16 protein-coding genes are annotated in these 24,121 nt (G+C 73.3%); 11 read left to right on the top strand and 5 right to left on the bottom strand.

The genetic code is table 11. The features are described from left to right. The first annotated feature begins 81 nt into the window (after positions 1-81). The 7 genes from GJR97_RS10870 (at position 82) to GJR97_RS10840 (ending at position 10,445) form a co-directional block, all read left to right on the top strand. Positions 82-1,419, top strand: coding sequence for a cell division protein PerM (locus GJR97_RS10870; RefSeq protein ID WP_154346494.1), 1,338 nt, complete (start codon positions 82-84; stop codon positions 1,417-1,419). Between the two features lie 89 nt (positions 1,420-1,508). Then, positions 1,509-2,102 (top strand): phosphoribosylglycinamide formyltransferase, encoded by a 594-nt coding sequence (purN, locus tag GJR97_RS10865; RefSeq protein WP_324613404.1) that lies wholly within the window; start codon positions 1,509-1,511, stop codon positions 2,100-2,102. Further along, the gene (gene purH / locus GJR97_RS10860; RefSeq protein WP_154346492.1) at positions 2,099-3,709 is read left to right on the top strand and encodes a bifunctional phosphoribosylaminoimidazolecarboxamide formyltransferase/IMP cyclohydrolase; all 1,611 of its coding nucleotides are present in this window, start codon (positions 2,099-2,101) and stop codon (positions 3,707-3,709) included. Before purN ends, purH begins: the two co-directional genes overlap by 4 nt. 121 nt (positions 3,710-3,830) lie before the next feature. After that, positions 3,831-4,928, top strand: coding sequence for a Glu/Leu/Phe/Val dehydrogenase dimerization domain-containing protein (locus GJR97_RS10855; RefSeq protein ID WP_154346491.1), 1,098 nt, complete (start codon positions 3,831-3,833; stop codon positions 4,926-4,928). A gap of 154 nt (positions 4,929-5,082) precedes the next feature. Continuing rightward, positions 5,083-6,339 carry a dimethylargininase gene (ddaH, locus tag GJR97_RS18790; RefSeq protein ID WP_154346490.1) on the top strand — a complete coding sequence of 419 codons (1,257 nt, stop codon included), beginning with the start codon at positions 5,083-5,085 and terminating at the stop codon, positions 6,337-6,339. A 342-nt stretch (positions 6,340-6,681) separates the two neighbouring features. Continuing rightward, entirely contained in the window at positions 6,682-8,640 is a 1,959-nt protein-coding gene (locus tag GJR97_RS10845) for an ABC transporter ATP-binding protein (protein ID WP_154346489.1), read from the top strand. Further along, on the top strand, positions 8,637-10,445 hold the full coding sequence (locus GJR97_RS10840; protein ID WP_154346488.1) for an ABC transporter ATP-binding protein: 1,809 nt from the start codon (positions 8,637-8,639) through the stop codon (positions 10,443-10,445). The genes GJR97_RS10845 and GJR97_RS10840 overlap by 4 nt, the downstream gene beginning before the upstream one ends. A 144-nt stretch (positions 10,446-10,589) precedes the next feature. Here GJR97_RS10840 and GJR97_RS10835 read toward each other — a convergent pair whose 3' ends face one another. Beyond that, positions 10,590-14,237: a DUF3376 domain-containing protein gene (locus tag GJR97_RS10835; protein ID WP_195760674.1), complete on the bottom strand. Its 3,648-nt coding sequence runs from the start codon at positions 14,235-14,237 to the stop codon at positions 10,590-10,592. Between the two features lie 218 nt (positions 14,238-14,455). Here GJR97_RS10835 and GJR97_RS10830 point away from each other — a divergent pair, with 218 nt between their 5' ends. Both GJR97_RS10830 and GJR97_RS18785 read left to right on the top strand, forming a co-directional pair. Beyond that, complete coding sequence (locus tag GJR97_RS10830; RefSeq protein WP_154346486.1) at positions 14,456-15,127, top strand: response regulator transcription factor; 672 nt, start codon at positions 14,456-14,458, stop codon at positions 15,125-15,127. Between the two features lie 52 nt (positions 15,128-15,179). Continuing rightward, on the top strand, positions 15,180-17,051 hold the full coding sequence (locus GJR97_RS18785; RefSeq protein WP_154346485.1) for a sensor histidine kinase: 1,872 nt from the start codon (positions 15,180-15,182) through the stop codon (positions 17,049-17,051). Positions 17,052-17,119: 68 nt separating this feature from the next. Here the strand turns inward: GJR97_RS18785 and GJR97_RS10820 are convergent, their stop codons facing one another. Together GJR97_RS10820 and GJR97_RS10815 are read right to left on the bottom strand one after the other, a co-directional pair. Next, positions 17,120-17,434, bottom strand: a complete 315-nt coding sequence (locus tag GJR97_RS10820) for an MGMT family protein (RefSeq protein WP_154346484.1) — start codon at positions 17,432-17,434, stop codon at positions 17,120-17,122. Between the two features lie 34 nt (positions 17,435-17,468). Next, entirely contained in the window at positions 17,469-17,927 is a 459-nt protein-coding gene (locus tag GJR97_RS10815; RefSeq protein ID WP_154346483.1) for a GNAT family N-acetyltransferase, read from the bottom strand. A gap of 250 nt (positions 17,928-18,177) precedes the next feature. Between GJR97_RS10815 and GJR97_RS10810 the strand changes: the two genes are divergently transcribed. Together GJR97_RS10810 and GJR97_RS10805 are read left to right on the top strand one after the other, a co-directional pair. Continuing rightward, a complete protein-coding gene (locus GJR97_RS10810) occupies positions 18,178-19,395 on the top strand; it encodes an NADP-dependent isocitrate dehydrogenase (RefSeq protein ID WP_154346482.1) in 1,218 nt (405 codons plus the stop codon). Between the two features lie 194 nt (positions 19,396-19,589). Continuing rightward, a complete protein-coding gene (locus GJR97_RS10805) occupies positions 19,590-21,491 on the top strand; it encodes a heavy metal translocating P-type ATPase (RefSeq protein ID WP_154346481.1) in 1,902 nt (633 codons plus the stop codon). A gap of 50 nt (positions 21,492-21,541) precedes the next feature. Here GJR97_RS10805 and GJR97_RS10800 read toward each other — a convergent pair whose 3' ends face one another. Further along, a complete protein-coding gene (locus GJR97_RS10800) occupies positions 21,542-22,186 on the bottom strand; it encodes a response regulator transcription factor (protein ID WP_324613403.1) in 645 nt (214 codons plus the stop codon). Beyond that, positions 22,183-23,928 carry a sensor histidine kinase gene (locus GJR97_RS10795; protein WP_154346480.1) on the bottom strand — a complete coding sequence of 582 codons (1,746 nt, stop codon included), beginning with the start codon at positions 23,926-23,928 and terminating at the stop codon, positions 22,183-22,185. The genes GJR97_RS10800 and GJR97_RS10795 overlap by 4 nt, the downstream gene beginning before the upstream one ends. Positions 23,929-24,121: the final 193 nt, after the last annotated feature.

Raw genomic sequence — 24,121 nt, 5'->3', positions numbered from 1 at the left:
CGCGCGGGCGGGTCATCCGCTCGCCGTCGGACCGCAGGTCGTGAGCGCCGCCGGGCGGCGCTCGCGTTAGGCTCGCGTGCGATGAGACGCACGACGATCGCCCTCCTGGCCGCGCTCGAGGCCACGGTGGCCGTGCTGGTCGGCGTCGGCCTGGCGCTCGTGCCGCTGATGCTGCTCTGGGCGGTCCACTTCGGCCTCGCGGCCCCCGTCGACGCGTTCTTCCGCGCCGCGGCCGACGCGTGGCTCATCGGCCACGGCGTCGACGTCGTCGTGCACCTCGACGCCGCGACGGCCGCCGTGGTCGGCGTCGCCGGCGCGGACGCGCCGTTCACGATCGGCATCGCGCTGCTCGGCTTCGCCCTGCTGACGTTCCTCTTCGGCCTGCGCATCGGCCGCCGGGCGACCGCGACCGGGACGCCGATCGTCGGAGCGGTCTCGGCGGTGCTCGTGACGGGCCTGCTCGGCGCGGCGCTCGCCGTGCTCGCCACGGCGCCGGTGGCGCAACCGGTGGTCTGGCAGGCGGCGGTGCTGCCCGGGGCCGTGATGGGCGGCGGCGTGCTCGCGGGCGTCATGGTGGCCTTCGGCCGGTCCGGTTGGGCGACGGATGCCGCGACCAGCGCGGTGCGCGATCGACTCGACTCCCTCCCGTTCGTCGCCTGGGCGGGCATCCGCTCGGCGATCCGGATCGGCGTGGGCTCGGCGGTCGGCGTGGTCGGGGTCGCCGCGGCGCTCCTCGCGGTTCGCATCGTCATCGACCATCCGACGATCATCGGCCTGTACCAGGCGCTCGGCGCGGGCGTGGACGGCGGCATCGCCATCACGCTCATCGAGCTCGCCCTCATGCCCAACCTGATCGTCTGGGCCGCGTCGTGGATGCTCGGACCGGGCTTCGCGCTCGGCGCGGGCACGATCGTGTCGCCGAGCGTGACGCTCATCGGGCCGGTCCCCGGCCTGCCGATCCTCGGTGCGCTGCCTGCCGAGGGAGCGCCGCTCGGCGTGCTCTGGCTCGCGCTGCCCGTGCTCCTCGGCTTCGGCGGGGCGGTGCTCGTCGGCCGCGGCAAGCGCGAACGCGATCACGAGCCGTGGTGGGCGACGTTGTCCGTCGGTGCGGGAGCGGGTGTCGTCGCGGGGCTCGTCATGGGAGCGCTCGCGTGGGGCGCCGGCGGCGCCGCCGGGCCGGGGAACCTGGCGGAGGTCGGTCCCCACGCGCTCCTCGTCGGCGGCGTGACCGCGGCGAGCGTGGGCGTCGGGGCGATCGCGGGGGCGTTCGCAGCTCGCGCCCGCTCACGGGAGGGCGGCGACGAGGACGAGCCCGGCGATCCCCGTCGGCCCGATCCGACGGCCGACGAGCGCGCATCGTCGGATGGCGTCGAGACGGTCGAGATCGAGGGCCTGACACGTGGGAGCCGTGGTCGCTGAGCGCGATTCCACCGTCCGGCGGGTCGATGCGCACGTGCGCGGCCGGGCCCGTGTCATCCGCTCGTCTGCGCGACGGGTACCCTCGTAGGGTGCTGAAGCTCGTCGTGCTGATCTCGGGCACGGGATCGAACCTCCGCGCGCTCCTCGAGGCGTCGGAGGACGCCGAGTTCCCCGCGAGGGTCGTCGCCATCGGCGCCGACCGCGACTGCGAGGGACTGGCGCTCGGCGAGGAGTTCGGGATCCCGGCCTTCACCGTCCCCTTCACCGCCTACGATTCGCGTGACGAGTGGGGCGATGCGCTCATCGAGCAGGTGCGCGCCTGGGGCGCCGACCTCGTGATCCTCTCGGGGCTCATGCGGCTCGTGCCGCCCGCCGTCGTCGACGCGTTCAGCCCCGACCTGATCAACACCCACCCCGCGTACCTGCCGGAGTTCCCGGGCGCGCACGGCGTGCGCGACGCGCTCGCCGCGGGCGCGACCGAGACCGGCGCGAGCCTCATCGTCGTCGACAACTCCGTCGACGGCGGCCCGATCATCGCCCAGGAGCGCGTGCCGATCCTGCCGGGCGACACCGAGTCGACGCTCCACGACCGCATCAAGCCCGTCGAGCGGCGCCTGCTCATCCAGGCCGTCATCGACATCGCCAACTCGCACCTCGACCTGAAGGAGCTCGCCGCATCATGAGCGGAGCACGCATCGACCCGAGCCTGTACCGCGAGCGGGACGTCGTCCCCGTCAAGCGCGCGCTCATCGCCGTGAGCGACAAGTCCGGGCTCGTCGACCTCGCCTCGGCGCTCGTCGAGGCGGGCGTCGAGATCGTGTCGACCGGCGGCACGTCGAAGGCGATCGCCGACGCCGGGCTCCCCGTGACGCAGGTCGCCGACGTGACCGGCTACCCCGAGCACCTCGACGGGCGCGTGCGCACCCTGCACCCGGCCGTGCACTCGGGGCTGCTCGCCGACCTCCGGCTCGAGCACCACGAGCGCGAGCTCGCGCAGCTCGCGATCTCGCCCTACGAGCTCGTCGTCGTCAACCTCTACCCGTTCGTCGAGACCGTCGCATCCGGCGCGGAAGCCGACGAGATCGTCGAGCAGATCGACATCGGCGGCCCCGCGATGGTCCGCGCCTCCGCGAAGAACCACGCCAACGTCGCCGTCGTCGTCTCGCCCGACCGCTACGACGAGGTCGTCTCGGCCGTGCGCGCGGGCGGCACCACGCTCGTGCAGCGTCGCGCGCTCGCGCGCGAGGCGTTCCGCCACACCGCGACCTACGACATCGCCGTGGCGTCGTGGATCGGCGGCGTCGTCGCGCCCGACCAGGCCGCCGAGGAGTCGCCCTTCCCCGCATGGGTGGGCGCGGCGTGGACCAAGGACGCCGACCTCCGCTACGGCGAGAACTCGCACCAGAGGGCCGCACGCTACTCGGCCGTCGGCGGCCGCCCGGGCGTCGCCCAGGCGCGCCAGCTGCACGGCAAGGAGATGTCGTACAACAACTACGTCGACGCGGATGCCGCGGTGCGGGCCGCATACGACTTCGCCGCCCCGGCCGTGGCGATCATCAAGCACGCCAACCCGTGCGGCATCGCGGTGGCCGCCGACGGCGCGGCCGACCCGATCGCCGACGCCCACCGCCGGGCCCACGAGTGCGACCCGGTGTCCGCGTTCGGCGGCGTCATCGCGGCGAACCGCGTCATCACGCGCGCGATGGCCGAGACCGTCTCCGGCATCTTCACCGAGGTGCTCGTGGCGCCGGGCTTCGAACCCGAGGCGGTCGAGATCCTCACGCAGAAGAAGAACATCCGCCTGCTCGAGCTGCCCGATGGATTCGAGCCGCCCGTCACGGAGATCCGGCAGGTCTCCGGCGGGCTGCTGCTCCAGCAGGCCGACCGTGCGTTCGCGCCGGCCTCGGAGTGGACGCTCGCCGCGGGCGAGCCGGCCGACGAGGCGACGCTCGCCGACCTCGAGTTCGCGTGGCGGGCCTGTCGCGCGGTGAAGTCGAACGCGATCCTGCTCGCCGCCGACGGCGCCTCGGTCGGCGTCGGAATGGGCCAGGTCAACCGCGTCGACTCGTGCAGGCTTGCCGTCGAGCGCGCCGGCGACCGTGCGGCGGGCTCGGTCGCGGCATCCGACGCGTTCTTCCCGTTCGCCGACGGGCTGCAGATCCTCCTCGACGCCGGCGTGACCGCGGTCGTGCAGCCGGGCGGGTCGGTGCGCGACGAGGAGGTCGTCGCGGCGGCGAAGGCCGCAGGGGTGACCATGTACTTCACCGGGGAGCGGCACTTCTTCCACTGAGCGCCGCCGCACCCGGCCCCGGGCCGTCGGGGCCCCGCCGCGGCGGTACCCTTGAGGTGAGGCGCCCACGAAGCGCCCGCACAGCCGCGCCCACAAGGCGATGAACACAAGGAGCCGATCGATGTCGATCACCCACGCCCCCGCGCCGTCCCCGTCCAACGGGGTCCACGCCGCACTGCCCGCCGACGCACCCGACCACGAGCGCGTGCTCATCACGCGGGGTCCCCGCTCCGGGCTCACCATCATCGTCGCCGTCCACTCCACCGCCCTCGGCCAGGCACTCGGCGGCGCCCGGGTCTGGCACTACGAGCACTGGACCGACGCCCTCGCCGACGCCCTGCGGCTCTCGCAGGCCATGACCCTGAAGAACGCCGCGGCCGGCCTCGCGCGCGGCGGCGGGAAGTCGGTCGTCTGCATCCCCGCGGGCGAGGCGCTCGACGAGGCGCGTCGCCACGACGCGATGCTCGACCTCGGCGACGCCGTCGAGTCGCTCGGCGGCGCCTACATGACCGCGGAGGACGTCGGGACGAGCGCAGAGCTCATGTCGGTCGTGCACGAGCGCACCGAGTACGTCTGCGGCCTGCCCGCCGACGAGGGCGGCGTGGGCGAGCCGGCTGATGCCACCGCGGCCGGCGTGCACGCGGGAATCCTCGCGACCCTCGACCACGTCTTCGGGACCCGCGAGGTCGCAGGTCGCCACTTCGTCATCGCCGGCCTCGGCCAGGTCGGCGGGCGTCTCGCCCGGGCGCTCGCCGCAGGCGGCGCGCGCCTCACCGTCACCGACGTGCACGAGGGAAAGCGGGCCCTCGCCGACGAGCTCGGCGCCGAATGGGTCTCCCCGGCCGACGCCCACCGCGTCGAGGCCGACCTGTTCGTGCCGTGCGGGCTCGGCGGCGTGCTGACCCCCGAGGTCGTCCAGGAGCTGCGGGTCCGCGCCGTCGTGGGCGCCGCGAACAACCAGCTCGCCGAGCGCGACGTCGCGCGGATGCTCCGGGGCCGCGGCATCGCCTGGGCGCCCGACTTCGTCGTGAACGCCGGCGGGGTCGTCTACCTCGACCTGGCGTCGGCGCCCGGGATCGGCCAGGACGAACTGGACCGCCGGATCGCAGGCATCGGCGACGTCGTCGGCGCGGTGCACCGGGACGCCGACGCGGCCGGGATCACCACGCTCGAGGCCGCCGAGCGGCTCGCCGCGGCCCGGCTCGAAGCGGCTCGCTGACCGCCCTCCGCCGCGGGGCGACGCTCGCCCGTCGCCCCGCACCCGCGTCCCCGCGGCGCTGCAGGCGGTGCTCGCCCGGGTCGCGCCACGCGCGCCCGGAGCCGCCCGCGCAACCGTGCGCGACGCCTTCCGCCCGGCCGATAGGCTCGACCGCATGACGCCCCCCGCGACCCAGCCTCCGGCCGTGCCCGCCCTCGATCCCGCGCAGGCGAGCATCGCCCGCCGCTCGATCGCGGCGCTCGCCTCGGCCGGTTCCGTCGCGCTCATCGCCTTCGGGGCAGGCGTCCTCGCCAACCTCGTCTCGCGCGAGCAGAACCCGGTCGTGCTCGCCCAGGTCGTGCCGTACTTCTCGCTCGCGGCGATCGTGCTCTGGGGCCTGCTCTGCATCGGCAACGCGGTCGGCGCGCTCCGCGCCTGGTTCCTGGCGCTGCCGGTCGCCCTCACCTCGGCGGTCCTCGCGACGCTCCTCGCCGCGAGCGCGAACGTGCTCTCGAGCGGCGTCCAGGTGTCGGCTCAGGTCTTCTCGCTCGTGCTCTCGAGCCTGCTCGGGCTCAACCTCCTGTTCATCGTCGCCGCCGTGGTCGCCGAGGTGTTCGTCGCCCCGCGCGTGGCCGCGTGGGTGCTCGCGCACCGTCCTCGCCGCGCCGCCCGACGCGTCGCGCTCGTGCGCATCCCCGCCTCGAACCTCGACGAGGCCGAACTGACGCACCTCGAGCGCCGCCCCGTCGACCAGGCGCTCGCCGACGAGCAGTGGGACGACTACTGCGCCGCACTGGTGGCCGAGGGGTGGGAGACCGTCGAGGTCGACGCCGCACCCGACCTGCCCGACTCCGTGTTCATCGAGGATGCCGTGGTCTTCTTCGACGGTCTCGCCGTGCTCGCCAATCCCGGCGCCGACTCGCGCAAGCCCGAGGTGGACGCCGTCGAGCGCGCCGTGCGCGCCTTCCCGGGCGTCTCGGTCGCCCGCATCACCGCCCCGGGCACGCTCGACGGCGGCGACGTCCTCAAGATCGGCTCGACCGTCTACGTCGGCGCGTCCTCGCGGACGAACGCCGAGGGCGTCCGCCAGCTCCGCGGCATCCTCTCACCGCTCGGCTACACGGTCGTCGCGGTGCCGATCACGAAGGCGCTCCACCTGAAGAGCGCCGTGACGGCGCTGCCCGACGGCACCGTCATCGGCTTCCCCGACCTCATCGAGTCGACCTCCCTGTTCCCGCGCTTCCTCGCGGTTCCCGAGCCCGAGGGCGTCGCGGTCGTGATCCTGTCGGACGAGACGCTCCTGATGTCGGCCTCGGCGCCTCGGACCGCTGAGCTCCTGTCGGGCCTCGGCTACCGCGTGGTCACCGTCGACATCAGCGAGTTCGAGAAGCTCGAGGGCTGCGTCACCTGCCTGTCGGTGCGGGTTCGCTGACCCCGGTCGGCGCCACGAGGCCGGGTCGGGCACGCCGCGAAATCCGATCTTGCGTCCCTCGGTCGCTGAGGCATATCCTGTAGGGCTGCCCGCTCGGGGAACCATCCGGCGGGCGATGGGTTCGTGACCACGACGCAGGAGGACGACATGAAGTACACCGGCATTCCCGCCCGCACGGTCGCGGCGTTCGGTGCGCTCGTCCCGACGCTCGCCTCCTCCGCCACGGTCGACCTGGGCTAGCGCCCCGAGACCGTCCAGCCGGCGGGACGCCGGCCGATCCACGCGGGGCCCCGCCCCGCCTCCGCCTGCGCGCGATCGAGCGCGCGGCATCCACGTCTCCCCATGACGGGTCCGCGTCCGCGCGACCCGTCGCGCTTCCCGGAAGGAACCGGCGTGACCGCCACCGAATCCACCCTCCACCCTCCCCGCGCCGAGCGCACCGGGACGGTGCGCGCGCTCCTGCGACTGCGCCGGTACGTCGGCCCCGCCATGCCCGCGATCTACGGGAGCATGGCCGCCTACCTCGTGGCGCAGCTCATCGCCCTCGCGATCCCGCAGGTGCTCGAGGCGATCGTCGACGGACCGCTCGCCGACGGCGACCGCGCCGCGATCGTGCCGTTCGCGCTGCTCGTGCTCGCACTCGGCGCCGGCGAAGCCGCGATGTTCGCGCTGCGGCGCTGGCTCGTGATCGGTCCGACCACGCGGGTCGAGGCTCGGATGCGCGACGCGCTCTACGCGAAGCTGCAGGACCTGCCCGTCAGCTTCCACGACCGCTGGCCGAGCGGCCAGCTCCTCTCGCGCGCCGTCAGCGACCTCGGCCTCATCCGCCGGTGGCTCGCCTTCGGCCTCGTGCTGCTGGTGATGAACCTGGTCGTCATCGTCGTCGGCGCCGTCGTGCTGATCTCCATGAGCTGGATGCTCGGACTCGTCTTCCTCGCCTGCTCGATCCCGCTGTGGATCGTCGGCTACCGGTTCGAGGGCCGCTACTCCGAGGTGTCGCGTCGCAGCCAGGACCAGTCGGGCGACCTCGCGACCGCGGTCGAGGAGTCCGTCCACGGCATCCGCGTCCTCAAGGCGTTCGGCCGCGGCAAGCACGCGCTGACCTCGTTCCGCGCGCAGGCCGAGCGGCTGCGCTCGACCGAGATCGAGAAGGCGCGCCTCGACGCGAACATCTGGGTGTGGATCCTCGTCGTGCCCGCGGTGGCGCTCGCGATCTGCCTCGTGCTCGGCGTGTGGCTCGCGGCGCAGGGCCAGCTCTCGGTGGGCCAGCTCGTGGCGTTCTTCGCCACGGCGGCGGTGCTCGCCTGGCCGATCGAGTCGATCGGGTTCCTGCTGGCGTTCTCGCTGGATGCGCGGACGGCCACTGACCGGTACTTCGACGTCATGGACAGCGAGAACGCCGTCCGCGACCCGGAACGGCCCGCCGAGCTCGGGTCGCCGCGCGGCGAACTCGCGTTCTCCGACGTCCGCTTCCGCTACCAGGACTCGCCCGAGCGGTTCGGCGACCTGCTCGACGGCGTCGACCTCGTGCTCCGGCCCGGCGAGACGATGGCGCTCGTCGGCCTCACCGGCTGCGGCAAGACGACCATGACGGCGCTCGCCACCCGCCTGTACGACGTCACCGGCGGGTCGGTGACGCTCGACGGCGTCGACGTGCGCGCCTTCCGACGCGAGGAGTTGCGCAGGCACATCGCGATGGCGTTCGAGGACGCCACGCTGTTCTCCGCGTCGGTGCGCGAGAACGTCCTGCTCGGCCGGCCCGAGCTCGCAGGCGACGCCGCTGCCGACGCGGCGGTCGCGGCCGAGGCGGAGCGCGTGCTCGACGAGGCGCTGCGCGTCGCGCAGGCCGGATTCGCGTACGGCCTGCCCGACGGCGTCGACACCAAGGTCGGCGAAGAGGGGATGAGCCTCTCCGGCGGGCAGCGTCAGCGGCTCGCCCTCGCGCGCGCGGTGGCCGCGAAGCCCGCGGTGCTGGTGCTCGACGACCCCCTGTCGGCGCTCGACGTGGCCACCGAGGCGCGCGTCGAGGCCGAGTTGCGGACGGTGCTCGCCTCGACGACCGCGCTGATCGTGGCGCACCGTCCGTCGACCGTGATGCTCGCCGACCGGGTCGCCCTCCTCGAGGGCGGCCGGATCACCGCGGTCGGCACCCACTCCGAGCTCCTGCGGGAGTCGGAGCACTACCGCTTCGTCATCTCGAGTCTCGAGGACGAGGAACGTCGCGCGCAGGCGGAGGCATCCGACCTGATCGACGGGCAGGACCTGGCCGAACCGGCCGAACCGAAGGAGGCGATCCGATGAGCACCGTGACCGGGGTGCAGGGCGAGGAGCGCGACGAGTACACGAAGGCCGAGTCCCGCTGGATCCGCAGGCGGAGCCTGCGGCTGCTCGGGTCCCTGCTGCAGCCGCTGCGCGCGCAGCTCTGGGTGACGATGGCGGTCATCGTCGTCTCGACGGCCGCCCAGGTCGCCGGGCCGGCGATCATCGCCTACGGCATCGACCGCGGGCTGCCGGCGCTCATGGCGCAGGACTGGCTGCCGGTCGGGCTCGCGGGGCTCGCCTACCTCGTCACCGGCGCGGTGGGGGCGTTCCTCATCGCCTGGTACATCCGCATGGCCGCGCGGATCAGCCAGTCCGTGCTCATCGACCTGCGCACGCGGGTGTTCCTGCACACGCAGAAGCTCTCGCTCGAGTTCCACGAGTCGTACACGTCGGGCCGGATCATCTCGCGCCAGACGAGCGACCTCGACGCGATCCGCGAGCTCATGGACGAGGGCATCAACCAGCTCGTGCGGGGCCTGCTCTACATGCTCTTCACGGCGATCGCGCTCGTCTGGCTGGACTGGCTCTCCGGGCTCGTCCTGCTCGCGACGCTGCTCCCGCTGGTCGCGCTCACGCGCTGGTTCCAGGTGCGCTCGCAGCGGCTGTTCCGGCGCTCGCGCGTCGCGAGCGCGAAGCTCATCGTGCAGTTCGTCGAGACCATGACCGGCATCCGCGCGGTGCAGGCGTTCCGTTCGGAGCGACGCAACGAGCGCGTGTTCGGCGACCTCGTCGAGGACTACCGCGACGTCAACGCCCGGGCGCTCGGGCTGTTCGCCGTGTACAACCCGGCGCTCAACCTCATGGGCTACGTCGCGGTCGCGGGCGTGCTGCTCGTCGGCGGGTTCCGCGTGGCGGACGGGGCACTCGAAATCGGCGTGCTGCTCGCGGCGGTGCTGTACACCAAGCGCTTCTTCGACCCGATGGAGGAGTTGGCGATGTTCTACAACTCCTACCAATCGGCCGCGTCGGCGCTCGAGAAGATCTCGGGCGTCCTCGAGGAGCAGCCGAGCGTGCCCGACCCCGCCGAGCCGGTCGACCTCTGGACCGCCGACGGCCGGGTGCGGTTCGAGTCGGTCGAGTTCGCGTACACGCCCGACCGCGTGGTGCTGCCGAGGTTCGACCTCGACGTGCCCGCAGGCCAGACGATCGCGCTCGTCGGGTCGACCGGCGCCGGGAAGTCGACGCTCGCCAAGCTGATCTCGCGGTTCTACGACCCGAGCGACGGCGTGGTCGAGCTCGATGGGGTCGACCTCCGGCGCATGCACCCGAAGGACCTGCGGCGCGCGATCGTCATGGTCACGCAGGAGGCGTACCTGTTCTCCGGGTCGGTGGCCGACAACATCGCGCTCGGCAAGCCCGAGGCGACCTTCGACGAGATCGTCGCGGCCGCGAAGGCGGTGGGCGCTCACGAGTTCATCGAGGGGCTGCCGAACGGCTACGACACCGACGTGAACAAGCGCGGCGGGCGCGTCTCGGCGGGCCAGCGCCAGCTGATCTCGTTCGCACGCGCGTTCCTCGCCGACCCCGCGGTCCTGATCCTCGACGAGGCGACGAGCTCGCTCGACATCCCGAGCGAGCGGCTCGTGCAGGAGGGCCTGCAGACGCTGCTCGCCGACCGCACGGCCGTCATCATCGCGCACCGCCTCTCGACGGTCGCGATCGCCGACCGGGTGCTCGTCATGGAGCACGGCCGCATCGTCGAGGACGGCTCGCCCGCCGACCTGATCGGCGGTACGGGCCGGTTCGCGGCGCTGCACGCGGCCTGGCGCGACTCGCTCGTGTAGCGGTGCGGCGGGCGGATGCCTCGGGCGCGAGCCCGAGGCATCCGCGATCACGCGCGAGACGAGCATCATCGCGGGGGTCGCGACGAGGCGGCCGGGCTCGGCGCGTCCCGGGCGTCACCGAAGGGCGCGCGATGACCGCGGACGTCAGTCCATCGGCGCGCGCTCGACGCGGTCCTCGATGCGGGGCAGTCGGCGGATGCCGTCGGGCATCCACCACACGACGTTCGCCCAGGCGACGATGAACGCCGTCGCCGCGATCGTGTCGGCGAGGAGCGAGGCGATGCCGACCGTGAGGAACTTCGCGATCGCGTAGGCGGTCAGGCCGGCGAGCACCGAGACGATCGTCACCGAGCACCAGTTGACGAGGTTGATCCAGTTGACGCGGCCGCCGCCCTCGCTCTCCTCGTCCTCGTCGACGACCGGCGGCCGGTACCGGATCCGGAGCCAGTCCCACGTGAGCGCGATCGTGACGGCCGCCGCGCCGATGGCGAGGGCGACCCAGTTGAGTTCCTGCGGCACCTCGAGCGCCGCGGGAGTGCGGTCGCGTGTGAGGTACTCCGTCGCCAGCTGGACGAACGGCAGGACGCCGCCCAGCAGGGCGAAGATCGAGATCATCACGATCGTGCGCACGTCCCGGCCCGGGATCCGGGCGCGCGTCGCCGAGCCGGCAGCGCGCACCGCGATCGCCGTCAGCACGACCGTGACGCCGAGGCAGAGCAGCATCAGCAGGAAATTGCTGCCGATGATCGCGATCATGAACGGGAGGACGCTCGCCATCGCAACGCCCGCGATGGACCAGGCGGGGCGCAGCGCGCGGCGCCGCGCCTCGCGGGCCGCGGTGCCGAGGTCTCCGTCGAGGGCGTCGGCGACCGCCGACCAGTGGCGGAGACGCGAAGCCACCGATCCGGCGATGACGGCGATGGCGACGAGGCCCGCCACGAGCGCGACGCCGAGCCACCAGATCGAATCGCGCTCGATGTCGTCCCACGTGAGCAGCCAGGCGACCGCGGCGGCGAAGCCCGAGACGAGCGCCAGCCGGGGAGGGTCGAAGACCGTCGGGAGCGGGACGAGCACGGGACGCATCAGGAACAGCGCCGCCCCCGCGAGCCAGCGCGTGCCGGTCCGCACGGGCTGGACGACGACCCGGTCGAACAGGCGCACTGCGCGCGACGCGATCGCGAACCGGTACGACGGGTCCAGGTTGAAGATGGTGTCCGTCCCCGCACGCAATCGTGCGCGTCGAGTCGTGCCCGCCGCCTCGGCGGTCTCCGCGCCCGTTCCCCCGATGCCGCCGTCGGCGGTGGGTGAGGGCGACGCCGGCTCGAGCGGCGACAGGTCGCGACCGACGACCTCGGGCTCGTCCGCCTCGGCCAGCACCGCATCCTGCAGCACGCGCACGGTGTGCTCCGTGCGGATGCCGTCGGGCGCGAGCGTCGTCAGGAACCTGGCGATGCCGGCGGCGCCGTCGAGCCGACCCCACCACCAGTCGTTGACCCGCCAATCCCGGGCCAGGAACCCGAGGAAGTTGCCGACCCCGTAGCCGGCGAGCTTCGAGCCCCGGTCGAGCGTCACCTCAGACGACGCCGCCGTGATGGCCGCGGCGGCCTCGGTCGGCTTCAGGTCGCCCCTGCGAAGGACCCTGCCGAGCATCGCGTACCACTGGTCCGCCACGAGTGCGCGGAACTCCTGCGGATCGGCGGGCGGCTCGTCGACGCCGATCGCCCAGTAGCGCACGCTCGAGAGCGCCGGCGGGATGCCGGCCGAGTGGTAGAGGGGAGGCAGGTCGACGGCCGACAGAATGGGGCTCGACCCCAGCGGACGCCACGGCGACGCGGCCCATTCCGACGTGAGTTCGCGGGCGCCGCCGGCCAGCTCGCGCTCGACGTTCACCGTCGCGATCCGCAGCAGCGCGACGGCCGTGTCGAGGCCGTCCCACAGCTCCCGCTCCCGGTGGCGGCGGCTCTCGGCGAGCCAGACGTCGATCCACCCGCGGAGGTCGTCGACGGTCGGGTCGTCACCGCCCTCCGCGAACGCGGCCGTCGTCTCGAGCACGCGGACGGTGATCCGATCCCGCCATTCGATGGCCGCCGTGAGTGCGGCATAGGCGGACCCCCGGACCTCGCCGAAGGCGAATCCGTGCCGAGATCCCGATGCCGCAGGCAGCGCCTCGAGCGCGCGAGACCAGCCGAGCACGCAGTTCGCGGCGTCCGCAAGCGCGAGCGGCGACCGCGCGAACGCATCGCGCTGCGTCGGCGAGAGCGCGGCGACCCGCTCGGTCGCGACATCCGCCAGTGCGGTCAGCTTCACGAGCGGGATCGGACGGTACCGCCGTCGATGCTCGAGCGAGGAGTGCAGCTGCCAGAGGCTCGGGGCGGCGATCGTCTCGGCGAGATGGTCGGCGAGGTCCACCGAGAGCGCCCTGAGGTACGCGGGTCGGCGCGCGGCCACGCCCGACGGGTCGGCGAGCGCACTCGCCACGAGCGGGGCCGCGCTCTCGAAGCGCGCCCTCGCGACCTGCTGCGCGGTGTTGAACCGCTCGAGCTCCGCCACTTCGCGGGCGACGGACTCGCGTCGGAGCTGGCGGTCGAACATCGCCTTGATCGCACGGAAGAACCGGGACGCGTTCGGGTCCCAGTCGACCCGCCCGCCGAGCGGCGGGTCGGGCTCCGGGTCGAGGAAGATCATCGCCCGATCCGCGCGCCGGTCGGACACGCGCGACCGTGCGGCCCGCAGCGCGCGCTCGATCGGGACGTTGTCGAACACGGCTCCGTCGACCACGCGGTACGGCGTGCTCGCCTCGGACCGGTGACCGGCGAACGCGAAGCGCATCCCCGGCCCGCCGTCGATGCCCGCCTCGTCTCCCGCGCCCGCGTCGCCCTGGAACGAGTCGATCGCCGCGGGCTCGAACCCGCCGGGAAGCGACGAGGTCGATCGCGCGGCCAGCGCCAGCCTCGAGAGGTTCGTCAGGTCGTCGTCGCGCACGGTCGGATCGACCGCCTCGAGCTCGCGACCCCGGGTGGGGATGCGGTTGTCGAGCCGGTGCGCGTCATCGCCGACGAACCGGAAGTGCCCGCGGCCCTCGTTCGCGTCCTCCTCGTACTCGTCGCTCGCGTCGATCACGGTCACGGACAGGTCGACGGCGGTGTACTCGGACACGAGGTCGGGGTGCCGGTCGTCGGTGTCGTAGATCTCCACGAGGGCCCGGCCCGTCTCGGCCCGGAAGTAGTTCTCGCCCTGCATGAGCGCGAGGATGCCGCGGGCGCCGGGAGGGTGCAGCAGCCCCCAGAAGCCGCCGACCGAGCCCCACGTGCTGAGCAGCCGGTCGAGTCCGGTGCCGGCGCGCTGGGCGACCGCGTAGACGACCGCGTTCAGGCCGCCCGCGCTCGCGCCCGCGAGGAGGTCGAACTCGACGCGGTCGTACCCCGCGGCATCCAGCATCTCGGCGTAGGCCTGCAGCCGGGTGAGCACGGGATCGGTCAGCGGCCGCTCGGCGGTCTCGGGCACCAGCGCGAGCGTCTCGTCGCCGACATCGAAGAGGCGGATGCGGCGCAGCAGGTCGAGCTCGGCGACCGTGCCGCCGATCCAGACGGCGAGGCTCACGCCTCCGCGCATCGCGAGCGCGACCCTGAGGGTGCGGTTGAAGGACGGCGTGGCACCGGGGTGGCGTCCGAGCACCTGGTCGACGCGCTCCTCCGGGCGGACCACGACGAGTCGGACCGGACGCCCGGACGTGGCGGCGCGCGCCGTCGACGCGGCTGGGGCGGACGCCGGCGACGAACCGGATCGGACCATGACGCTCCTCGGATGGACGGCGCGGGCCGGCGCCTCGGGGTCCGCGCGGCAGGCAGGGTGCGCGACCTGCTCCCAGCGTGGCACGGCCATGCACCCCCGCGCACGGGACTGTCCCCACAACGGGGTCCACCAGAGGGCCCGGCTCGGCGCGTATGGTCGGGAGTGGGCGGCGCATGGACGTCGGGGGCTCACGCACGCCTTCGATCGGAGGTGCCTGGATGGTTGAGCGCACGGAGGAACGGCCCCTGAGGGTCGCCATCGCGGACGACGCGCTGCTGCTTCGCGAGGGGATCGCGAAGGTGCTCGAGGGCGGTGGCATCGACGTCGTCGGCTCCTACGGCACGGGGGACGAGCTGCTCGCCGCGATCGACGACCTCGACCTCGACGCCGCCGTGCTCGACATCCGCATGCCCCCGACCCACCGCGACGAGGGGATCGTCGCGCTGGAGCGCATCCGGCAGGACGGCAGCGAGATCGGCATCCTCCTGCTCTCGATGTACGCGACGCCCGAGTACGCGCTCCGCGTGATGGGCGCGGGCAGCGGCACCGGCTACCTGCTGAAGGAGCGCGTGTCCGAACCGCAGACGCTGGTGCGCGCCGTGCAGACCGTGGCATCCGGCGGGTCGGTCGTCGACCCCGAGGTGGTCGAGCAGCTGGTCCAGCGCACGCGCGCCGACGACCCGCTCGCGCGCCTCACCGAGCGCGAGCGCTCGGTGCTCGAGCTCATGGCGCAGGGCTACTCCAACGGCGGCATCGCGCAGACCCTGTTCCTCGGCCTGAAGACCGTCGAGACGCACGTCCGCAGCATCCTGCAGAAGCTCGACCTGGAGGAGTCCCCCGAGCACCACCGCCGCGTGCTCGCGGTGCTGACGCTCCTCGGCCAGAGGTGATGCCCTTGTGATGGCACCCGGCCGCCGCGGGCGAATCGCACGACGGACCGCCGTGATCGCGACCGTCGTCGCGATCAGCCTGTTCATGGAGGTCTCGGGCTACCTCGCCACCCCCGAGGCGCTGCGGCCGGAGCTGTCCTGGACGACGGTGCACGCGATCGTCCCGCTCGTCTTCGCGGCGTGCGCCGGCGTCGCGTGGGCGATCGGGCCGAACCCGGTGCCCGCGCGGCTCATGATCGTGTTCGTCCTGTTCTGGATCCCGCAGGCCTTCTACCCGGTGATCGAATCGCTCGGATGGCTCTGGCCGATCCTCCGCGGCGTCGACCTCGGCTGGGCGGTGGTCGCCGGCATCCTCGTCCTCGTGTACCCGCGCGGCGGCCTCGGTGATCGCTTCGACCGCGTCATCGCGACGACGGCGCTCGTGGCGACCGTCGTGAACTTCTTCACCGTCCTCGCGCTCGCCGGGCCCGACTCGGTGCCGTGCGAGTGCGTGCCCAACCCGTACCGCGTCGCCGAGGCTCCGGCCGTGTTCGCGATCGTCGACATCGGGTACCGCATCGTCGGGGTGGCGCTCGCGATCGCGATCGCGCTCCGACTGCTCCTGCGCTGGGTCCGCGGGAGCGTGCCGGCGCGCACGGTCGCGTTCCTCATGCCGGTCGCGCTCCTGTCGTGGGTGAGCACGCTCGCCGCGCAGATGGTCCGGTACGCCACCGGTGCCCCGCCCAACCTCGCGCTCGAGACCGTGTCGCTCATCGCGATGGCCTCGGTGCCGGTGTGCTTCGTGGCGGGCATCGCGCACGCGCGCAACATGCGGGCACGCGTCGCCGACCTCATGCGCATCACGCGCGAGGGCGCCGATCGCGGGCTGTGGGCGGAATCGCTCGCGCGCACCCTTCGGGACGACTCGGTGCGGGTCTTCTGGTGGGACGAGGAGCGCGGGCGGTACGTGGATGCCGCGGGCCACCCGATCGACTCCGCCGAGGAGGGCCGCGGGCACAGCATCCTGCCGGTCGCATCGCCGAGCGGCCTGCCGATCGCCCTGATCCGGCACGATCGCGTGCTGACCGACAACATGCGACTGCTCGACGGCGTCTCGAGCGCACTCCGGCTGTCGGTCGACAACGGCCGGCTCAGGTCGGAGATCGAGCGGACGCTCGAGCAGGTGCGCCAGTCGCGCCAGCGGATCGTCGAGGCGGGCGACGAGGCGCGGCGACGGATCGAACGGGACCTCCACGACGGGGCGCAGCAGCACCTCGTCGCCGTGGGGATGCAGCTCCGCATCGCTGCGAACACGGCTCGCGCCTCCGACGACGACGCGCTCGCGAACGAGTTGGAGGAGTCGATCGCGACACTGAACGAGGGCCTCAAGGAGCTGCGGGAACTCGCGCACGGCATCCACCCGAGCCTGCTGTCGCAGGGCGGCCTGGCGCTCGCGCTGCCCGAGCTCGCCGGGCGGTGCCCGGTCCCCGTCGACATCGCGGTCCAGCCCGAGGGCCGGCTCGCCGAGCTCGTGGAGTCCACGGCGTACTTCGCCGTCGCCGAGGCGCTCGCCAACATCGCGAAGCACTCCCAGGCGACGCGCGCCTGGGTCCGGGCCTACGTCGAGGGCGACGAGCTCGTGCTGATGATCCGCGACAACGGCGTCGGGGGTGCGTCGCTCGACAAGGGCACCGGGATGCTCGGCATCGTGGACCGCATCGACGCGGTCGGCGGTTCGATCGAGCTCGACTCCCCGCGCGGCGCGGGGACCACGGTCACGGTGCGCATGCCGGCGCACCTCGAGGCCTCGGACGAACTCCCCGGCACCGGGGCGGGGCTCCTCGTCGCGGCCGAGTCCGGCGCGGAGCCGCCGGATGCCGCTGCGGCGCCGGACCCTGCGAAGTCCGTCGCACCCGGCGTCGTCTCCTCGCCTGCCGACCTCTGACCTCGCACGCGGGGCACGGGCGGGGCGCGCGACGGCCGTGCCGGTCCGGGCGCGGGAACGCTGACGGCTCAGCCGCGCCAGCGGCAGGCCGCGAGGTCGACCCGGTAGCCGTCCTCGTCGTCGACCGCGCGGATCGGGACGCCCTCGGCGACGTAGTGCTCGCGCGCGGCGACCGCGTGTCCGGCCGGCGGGCGGCCGCCCGCACGGATGACGCGCCACCAGGGCACGTCGCCGCCGTAGCGCGCCATGACCTGGCCGACGGCGCGCGCTCCGCGCGAGCCGAGCGTCGCCGCGACGTCGCCGTACGTCATCACCATGCCGGGAGGGATGTCGGACACCACGGCCAGCACGGCGTCGACGAAGCCCTCGCCGTGCCGTGGCATCCGTCGCCCCTCGACCGGGTCGTGGAGGGTCGGCTCAGCCGGCGAGCTCGAGCGCGCCGATGACGTCGCCGTACTGGGTCTCGCCGACGTCGCGGAAGCCGATGCGGTGGAAGAACTCGCCCGGTCCGCCCTCGCCCGGCTCCCACAGCACGGTGATGCGGTCGAACCCGCGGCGCTTCGCCTCTTCGGCGAGTGCGTGCGCGAGGAACCGGCCGACGCCCTTGCCCTGCGCCTCGGCGTCGACGTTGATGCGCCAGATGCAGGCCCGGAACTCCTCGTGCTCGTTCTCGGGGTCGAAGTTTCCGTGGATGAAGCCGACGACCCTGTCGTCGTTGAGCGCGACACGCTGCCATGCGGTCGCGGGGTTCACGACGGAGGACTCGGCGGCGTAGGTGACCGGCGCGATGAACTGCTCCTGGCCCGGCTTCAGCGACAGGGTGTTCGCGGCGACGATGTTCGTCGCGTTCAGTTCTTCGAGTCGCAGATCAGCCATGCATCGCAGCCTAACCGCATGAGGTGGCGCGCCGGTAACCCTCATGCGACCGGATGGAACGACGGCGGCACGCGCCGCCTCGGCCGAATGCCGGCGGCCGGCCTCGCCGCCGTGGTCGCGCTGCGGATGCTCGATCTCTCGATGTCGAGATATTCCGCCGACGCGGTAAGCTGGACGACGGCGTGTCCGGACACCCCCGAGACTTCCTCGCTTCCCAAGCAATCCCACGAGATCCCAAGGAGACCGCCCCTTGTCGAAGATCAAGGTCGAAGGTACCGTCGTCGAACTCGACGGCGACGAGATGACCCGCATCATCTGGCAGGCCATCAAGGACCAGCTCATCCACCCGTACCTCGACGTCAACCTCGAGTACTACGACCTCTCCATCCAGAAGCGCGACGAGACCGACGACCAGATCACGGTCGACGCGGCGAACGCCATCAAGCAGCACGGCGTCGGCGTGAAGTGCGCGACGATCACGCCCGACGAGGCGCGCGTCGAGGAGTTCGGCCTGAAGAAGATGTGGCGGTCGCCCAACGGCACCATCCGCAACATCCTCGGCGGCGTGATCTTCCGCGAGCCGATCATCATCTCGAACATCCCGCGGCTGGTGCCCGGCTGGAACAAGCCGATCATCGTCGGCCGCCACGCGTTCGGCGACCAGTACCGCGCCACCGACTTCAAGTTCGAGGGCGCCGGCACGCTCACGATGACCTTCACCCCGCAGGACGGCTCCGAGCCGCAGCAGTTCGAGGTCTTCCAGGCGCCCGGCTCGGGCATCGCCATGGGCATGTACAACCTCGACGCGTCGATCCGCGACTTCGCGCGCGCCTCGCTGAACTACGGCCTCGACCGCAACTACCCGGTCTACCTGTCGACGAAGAACACCATCCTGAAGGCCTACGACGGCCGCTTCAAGGACATCTTCCAGGAGGTGTTCGACAGCGAGTTCAAGGACAAGTTCGAGGCCGCCGGCATCACCTACGAGCACCGCCTCATCGACGACATGGTCGCGGCCTCGCTCAAGTGGGAGGGCGGCTACGTCTGGGCCTGCAAGAACTACGACGGCGACGTCCAGTCCGACACCGTCGCGCAGGGCTTCGGGTCGCTCGGCCTCATGACCTCCGTGCTCACCACGCCCGACGGCGGCATCGTCGAGGCCGAGGCGGCGCACGGCACGGTCACGCGCCACTACCGCCAGCACCAGCAGGGCAAGCCCACCTCGACCAACCCGATCGCCTCGATCTTCGCCTGGACGCGCGGGCTCGCGCACCGCGGCAAGCTCGACGGCAACCAGGAGCTGATCGACTTCTCGCACACCCTCGAGGACGTCGTCATCAAGACGGTCGAGTCCGGTGCCATGACGAAGGACCTCGCGCTCCTCGTCGGCCCCGAGCAGGAGTTCCAGACCACGGAGCAGTTCCTCAACACGATCGACGCGAACCTCAAGGCGCGCCTCGGCGCCTGAGCCGCCCCGCTCGAGCGGTCCGAAGGGCCGGATGCCGCGTGCATCCGGCCCTTCGCCGTGTCCCGCGACGCCTCGTTCGCCCTCGCGCGCATCCGAGTGCCGTTTCTGCGGTGGAGTACGGGATCAACCTGCACTCCACCGCAGAAACGGACCTTCGTCGCGGCCGGGTCGGGGGAGTGGGCGAGGATGGAGGCATGGCCCGTGGCATCCGTCTCGTCCGTCGCTACCCGGTCGTCTCGCTCACGCTCGCGATCGGCCTCGTCGGCATCGTGCTGGCGCTCTCCGGGCAGGGCCGGTTCGTCGCGTGGATCTTCAGCGGGTACGCGCTCGCGATCGCCGCGTGGCAGGCCGTCGGCATGGTGCGCGACATCCTGCGCGGGCACTGGGGGCTCGACATCCTGGCGGTCACCGCCATCGTCGCGACGGTCGTGGTGGGGGAGTACGTCGCCGCCCTCATCGTCGTCCTCATGCTCACCGGCGGTGAGGCCCTCGAGGACTACGCGAACCGCCGTGCCAAGCGCGAGCTCGACGCGCTGCTGACGCGCGCGCCGCAGCGCGCGCACCGCGTCGTCGACGACCACTTCGTGGACGTGCCCGTCGACGAGGTACGCCCGGGTGAGGTCCTGCTCGTGCGACCGAGCGAGATCGTGCCCGTCGACGGCACGCTGCGCTCCGACGAGGCGACGGTCGACGAGTCGTCGATCACGGGGGAGAGCATCCCCGTCGAGAAGCACGCCGGCGACGAGCTGCTCTCCGGGTCGGTGAACGGCCAGGCCGCCATCGAGATCGTCGCGACCGCCCGCGCCGCCGACAGCCAGTACCAGCAGATCGTGGCGCTCGTCGCCGAGGCCGCGGCCAGCAAGGCGCCCGTCGTGCGGCTGGCCGACCGCTACGCCGTGCCGTTCACGGCCTTCTCGCTGCTGCTCGCCGGTGCCGCGTGGTGGATCTCGGGCGACCCGGTGCGCTTCGCCGAGGTGCTCGTGCTGGCGACGCCCTGCCCGCTGCTCATCGCGGCGCCCGTCGCCTTCATCGGAGGCATGAGCCGGGCCGCGCGCAACGGCGTGATCGTGAAGGGCGGCGGCGTGCTCGAGCAGCTCGCCCGCGTCCGTACGGCGGTCTTCGACAAGACCGGGACGCTGACGCACGGCTCGCCCGAGCTCGTCGCCGTCAGGCCCGAACCGCCGTACGGCGAGGACGAGCTGCTGGGGCTCGTCGCGTCGGCGGAGCAGTACTCGTCGCACGTCCTCGCCGCGTCGATGATCGACGCCGCGACCGAACGCGGGATCCAGCTCGCCGAGGCGGCGACCGCGCGCGAGGCGGCGACGAACGGCGTGGTCGCCCGCATCGACGGGCACGAGGTCGTCGTCGGCAAGTTCGCGTTCGTCGCCGAGCACGCCCCGTCGGCTCGGCGCACCGACATCGCCCCCGGCGAGCTGGCGGTCTACGTGGCGGTCGACGGTCGGCACGCCGGGGCGCTCCTCGCCCGCGATCGGCTGCGCGGCGACGCGGCCGCGACGCTCGCCCGACTGGACGAGCTCGGCGTGCACCACACCATGATGCTCACGGGCGATGCCCAGGCGACCGCCGACCACATCGCGGCCGAGCTCGGCATCGAGCGCGTGCGCGCGGAGTGCCTGCCCGCCGACAAGGTCCACGAGGTCGCCGGGATCGCCGAGCGCCCGGTGATCATGGTCGGCGACGGCGTCAACGACGCGCCCGTGCTCGCGGCCGCCGACGTCGGCATCGCGATGGGCGCCCGCGGCGCGACGGCGGCGAGCGAGTCCGCGGGTGCCGTGATCCTCGTCGACGACATCTCCCGCACCGCGAAGGCCGTCGAGATCGGCCGCGACACCGTCCGGATCGCCCTGCAGTCGATCTGGCTCGGCATCGTCGTGAGCGTCGCGCTCATGCTGGTCGCCGCGTTCGGTCTCATCCCGGCGACCGCGGGCGCGCTGCTGCAGGAGCTCGTGGACCTCGCGACGATCCTGGCCGCGCTGCGCGCGATCGGCGGCCGCCGCGACGCCCGGGCCGCGGTGGACCCCGGCCGCGCCGAGGTCGCGTCCGGGTCGGCGCGGCCCGACACCGCCCGGCGCTGACCCCCGCGACGCGGCCGGCGTCCGAGCGCCCGGCTCCGACGGCCCGGCCTTCAGTCCGCGAGCCCCGAGGTGTGCGCCACGACCACGGCCTGCACTCGGTCGCGCACCCCGAGCTTCAGGAGCACGCGCGCGACGTGCGTCTTCACCGTCGTCTCCGCGAGGAAGAGCTCGGCGCCGATCTCGGCGTTCGAGAGCCCGCGCGCCATGGCGCGGAGCACCTCGCGCTCGCGCGGCGTCAGCTCGGCGGCTCCGGCCGGGGCGGCCTCCGCCGTCGGGCGCTCCACGTAGCTCTGCACGAGCCGGGCCATGACGCTCGGCCCGAAGGTCGACTCGCCGGCGGCGCAGGCCTTCACCGCGGCGATCAGCTCGCGCGGCGGCGTGGTCTTGATGAGGAACCCCGACGCGCCGGCCCGCAGGGCACCCGCGACGTAGTCGTCGAGGTCGAACATCGTCAGCACCATCACCCGTGCGGACGGGGCCGCGGTGAGGACGGGTGCGATCGCCGTGATGCCGTCGCCTCCGGGCATCTCGACGTCCATGAGCACGAGGTCCGGCTGGAGGCGGGCGGCCTCGGCCACGGTCGTCGGACCGTCGTCGCAGACGGCGACCACCTCGAGGTCGGGGTCGCTCTCGAGGATCGAGACGAGCCCGCTCCGGAGCAGCTCGTGGTCGTCGGCGAGGATCAGGCGGGTCACCCGGGCGCTCCGTCCACGTGCACGAGCGGCAGCCGCGCCATCACCCGGAACCCCCGGTCGTCTCGCGGACCGGCGGCGAACTCGCCGCCGACCTCGGCCACGCGCTCCGCGAGCCCGGTGAGCCCGTAGCCGCCGCGCGATCGCGGTGCGGCTCGCGCGCCGTCGTCGACCACCGAGACCTCCACCGCGTCGCCCACGACGGCGAGGCACAGAGCGATGCGGGACCCCGGCGCATGGCGTGCGGCGTTCGCGACGCCCTCTTGGGCGATCCGATATGCGGTCGCGGCGAGGTCGCGGGGGAGGTCGGGCGGCGGATCCTGCAGCGTCGCGTCGACGTGCACGCCGGCGTGCCGCATCCGCTCGACCAGCGACGGCAGGTCGGCCGGGCCGCGGTCGGCCGAGCCGCCGAGCGTCGCGCCCGCGAGCCGCGGCATGAGGTCGTCGAGCTCGTCGACGGCCTGGTCGGCCGCCGCGACGACCACGCCGATCGCCCGGATCGCCGCGGGTCGGTCGGAGGCCCACCGGAGCTCCGCCGCGCCGGCCTGCATGACGATGACGCCGATGGTCGCGGAGACCGCGTCGTGGAGTTCCCGCGCGGTCGCGATCCGGTCGCGCTGCACCGCCGCGCCGGCCTCGCGATCGAGGATCGCCTCGTGCCGGGCGGCGCTGGCGGCACTGCGGCGACGGCGGGCATCGAGCACCCGGCTCGCGGACCCCGTGAGCGCGGCCGCGGCGAGGATGACCACGAGGATGCCGACGTTGTCGGGTGACCACACCACCTGCGACCAGACGCCGACGGCGGTCAGGGCGACCGGACCGACGATCGCGAGCGGTCCACGGCGGGGGTGCGCGACGGCCGCCCACATCAGGAGGCCGAACGCGAGCACGGTCCACGTGCCGAACCGGACGGGCGTTCCCAGGGTTGTGCCGACCGCCACCGCCGCCGCCTGGACGGCGAGCGCGGCCCCGGGATCCACCCGCCAGGCCAGGGTCGCTGCAGCGGCGACGACGCCCAGGAGGACGGCGACGACCGACGGGCCGGGGAGGTCGAGTGCCGGACCGGCCAGGGACTCGACCAGGCACACCGCGACCGCGACCGCGGCGAGGACGAGGTCGAGCGCTCCCGGACGCGGGCGCGGCGATGCGATGGGTTCGGCCTCCGCGGGCACGGGGCCGCCGTCGCCGCCGGGCGCCCGAAGGAGCTCGAGCAGGCGTCGGAGCTCGGCCGTCGCGGCGCGGCCGTCGTGCTGGATCGCGCGGAGGACGGCGGGCACGTCGGCAGGGGAGGCGGGGGTCGTCGCGCCGGCGGTCGCGGGTTCGCCCGGGGCGGCTGCGGCGAGGTCGTGCCGTGGGTCCGTGGCGTCGTCGTCCTCCGAGCCCGCGGCCGGGGGCCGGAGCGCCGACGGAAGGGCGGCGGCGTGCGCCCGGACGGCGAGCACCGCGCGACGCACGACCGCCTCGATGTCCGCGGACATCCTCGCCCGTTCCTCGTCGACCGCGGCCCGGGCGGCCTCCTCCGGCGAGCGACCGATCGTCGTCGCCGCGACCGAGGCGGCTCGGTGCGCGGACCGCCACGCGTGGACCGCCGCGCGCAGTCCGAGGCCGAGGAACGCGAAGAGGATCGACACGAACACGACGTCGAGCGGCGGCAGCGCGCCACGGTTCAGGGCGGCGACGGCGGCGACCGCCGCGGTGATCGCGACGACCGCCACGACGGCGAACGACCGGATGCGCGGGCCCATGCGACGAACGCTAGTGCGCCGCCGAGGCCGTGCGCATCCTCCGTGGGAACGACGTCGATGACGTGCCCGCGGAGGATGGCGATCGGTCCCGACCGAGGACGGCCGCGGTCCCCCTCGGCGGATGCGGCCGCGCACATGCGACGGGAGCCTGCTCCCGGTGGTCGTCGACCATCGCATCCAGTCGAACCGGAGG

The sequence above is a fragment of the Agromyces kandeliae genome (assembly GCF_009674665.1).
Lineage (GTDB): Bacteria > Actinomycetota > Actinomycetes > Actinomycetales > Microbacteriaceae > Agromyces > Agromyces kandeliae.
This window is presented reverse-complemented; position numbering and strand designations above follow the sequence as displayed.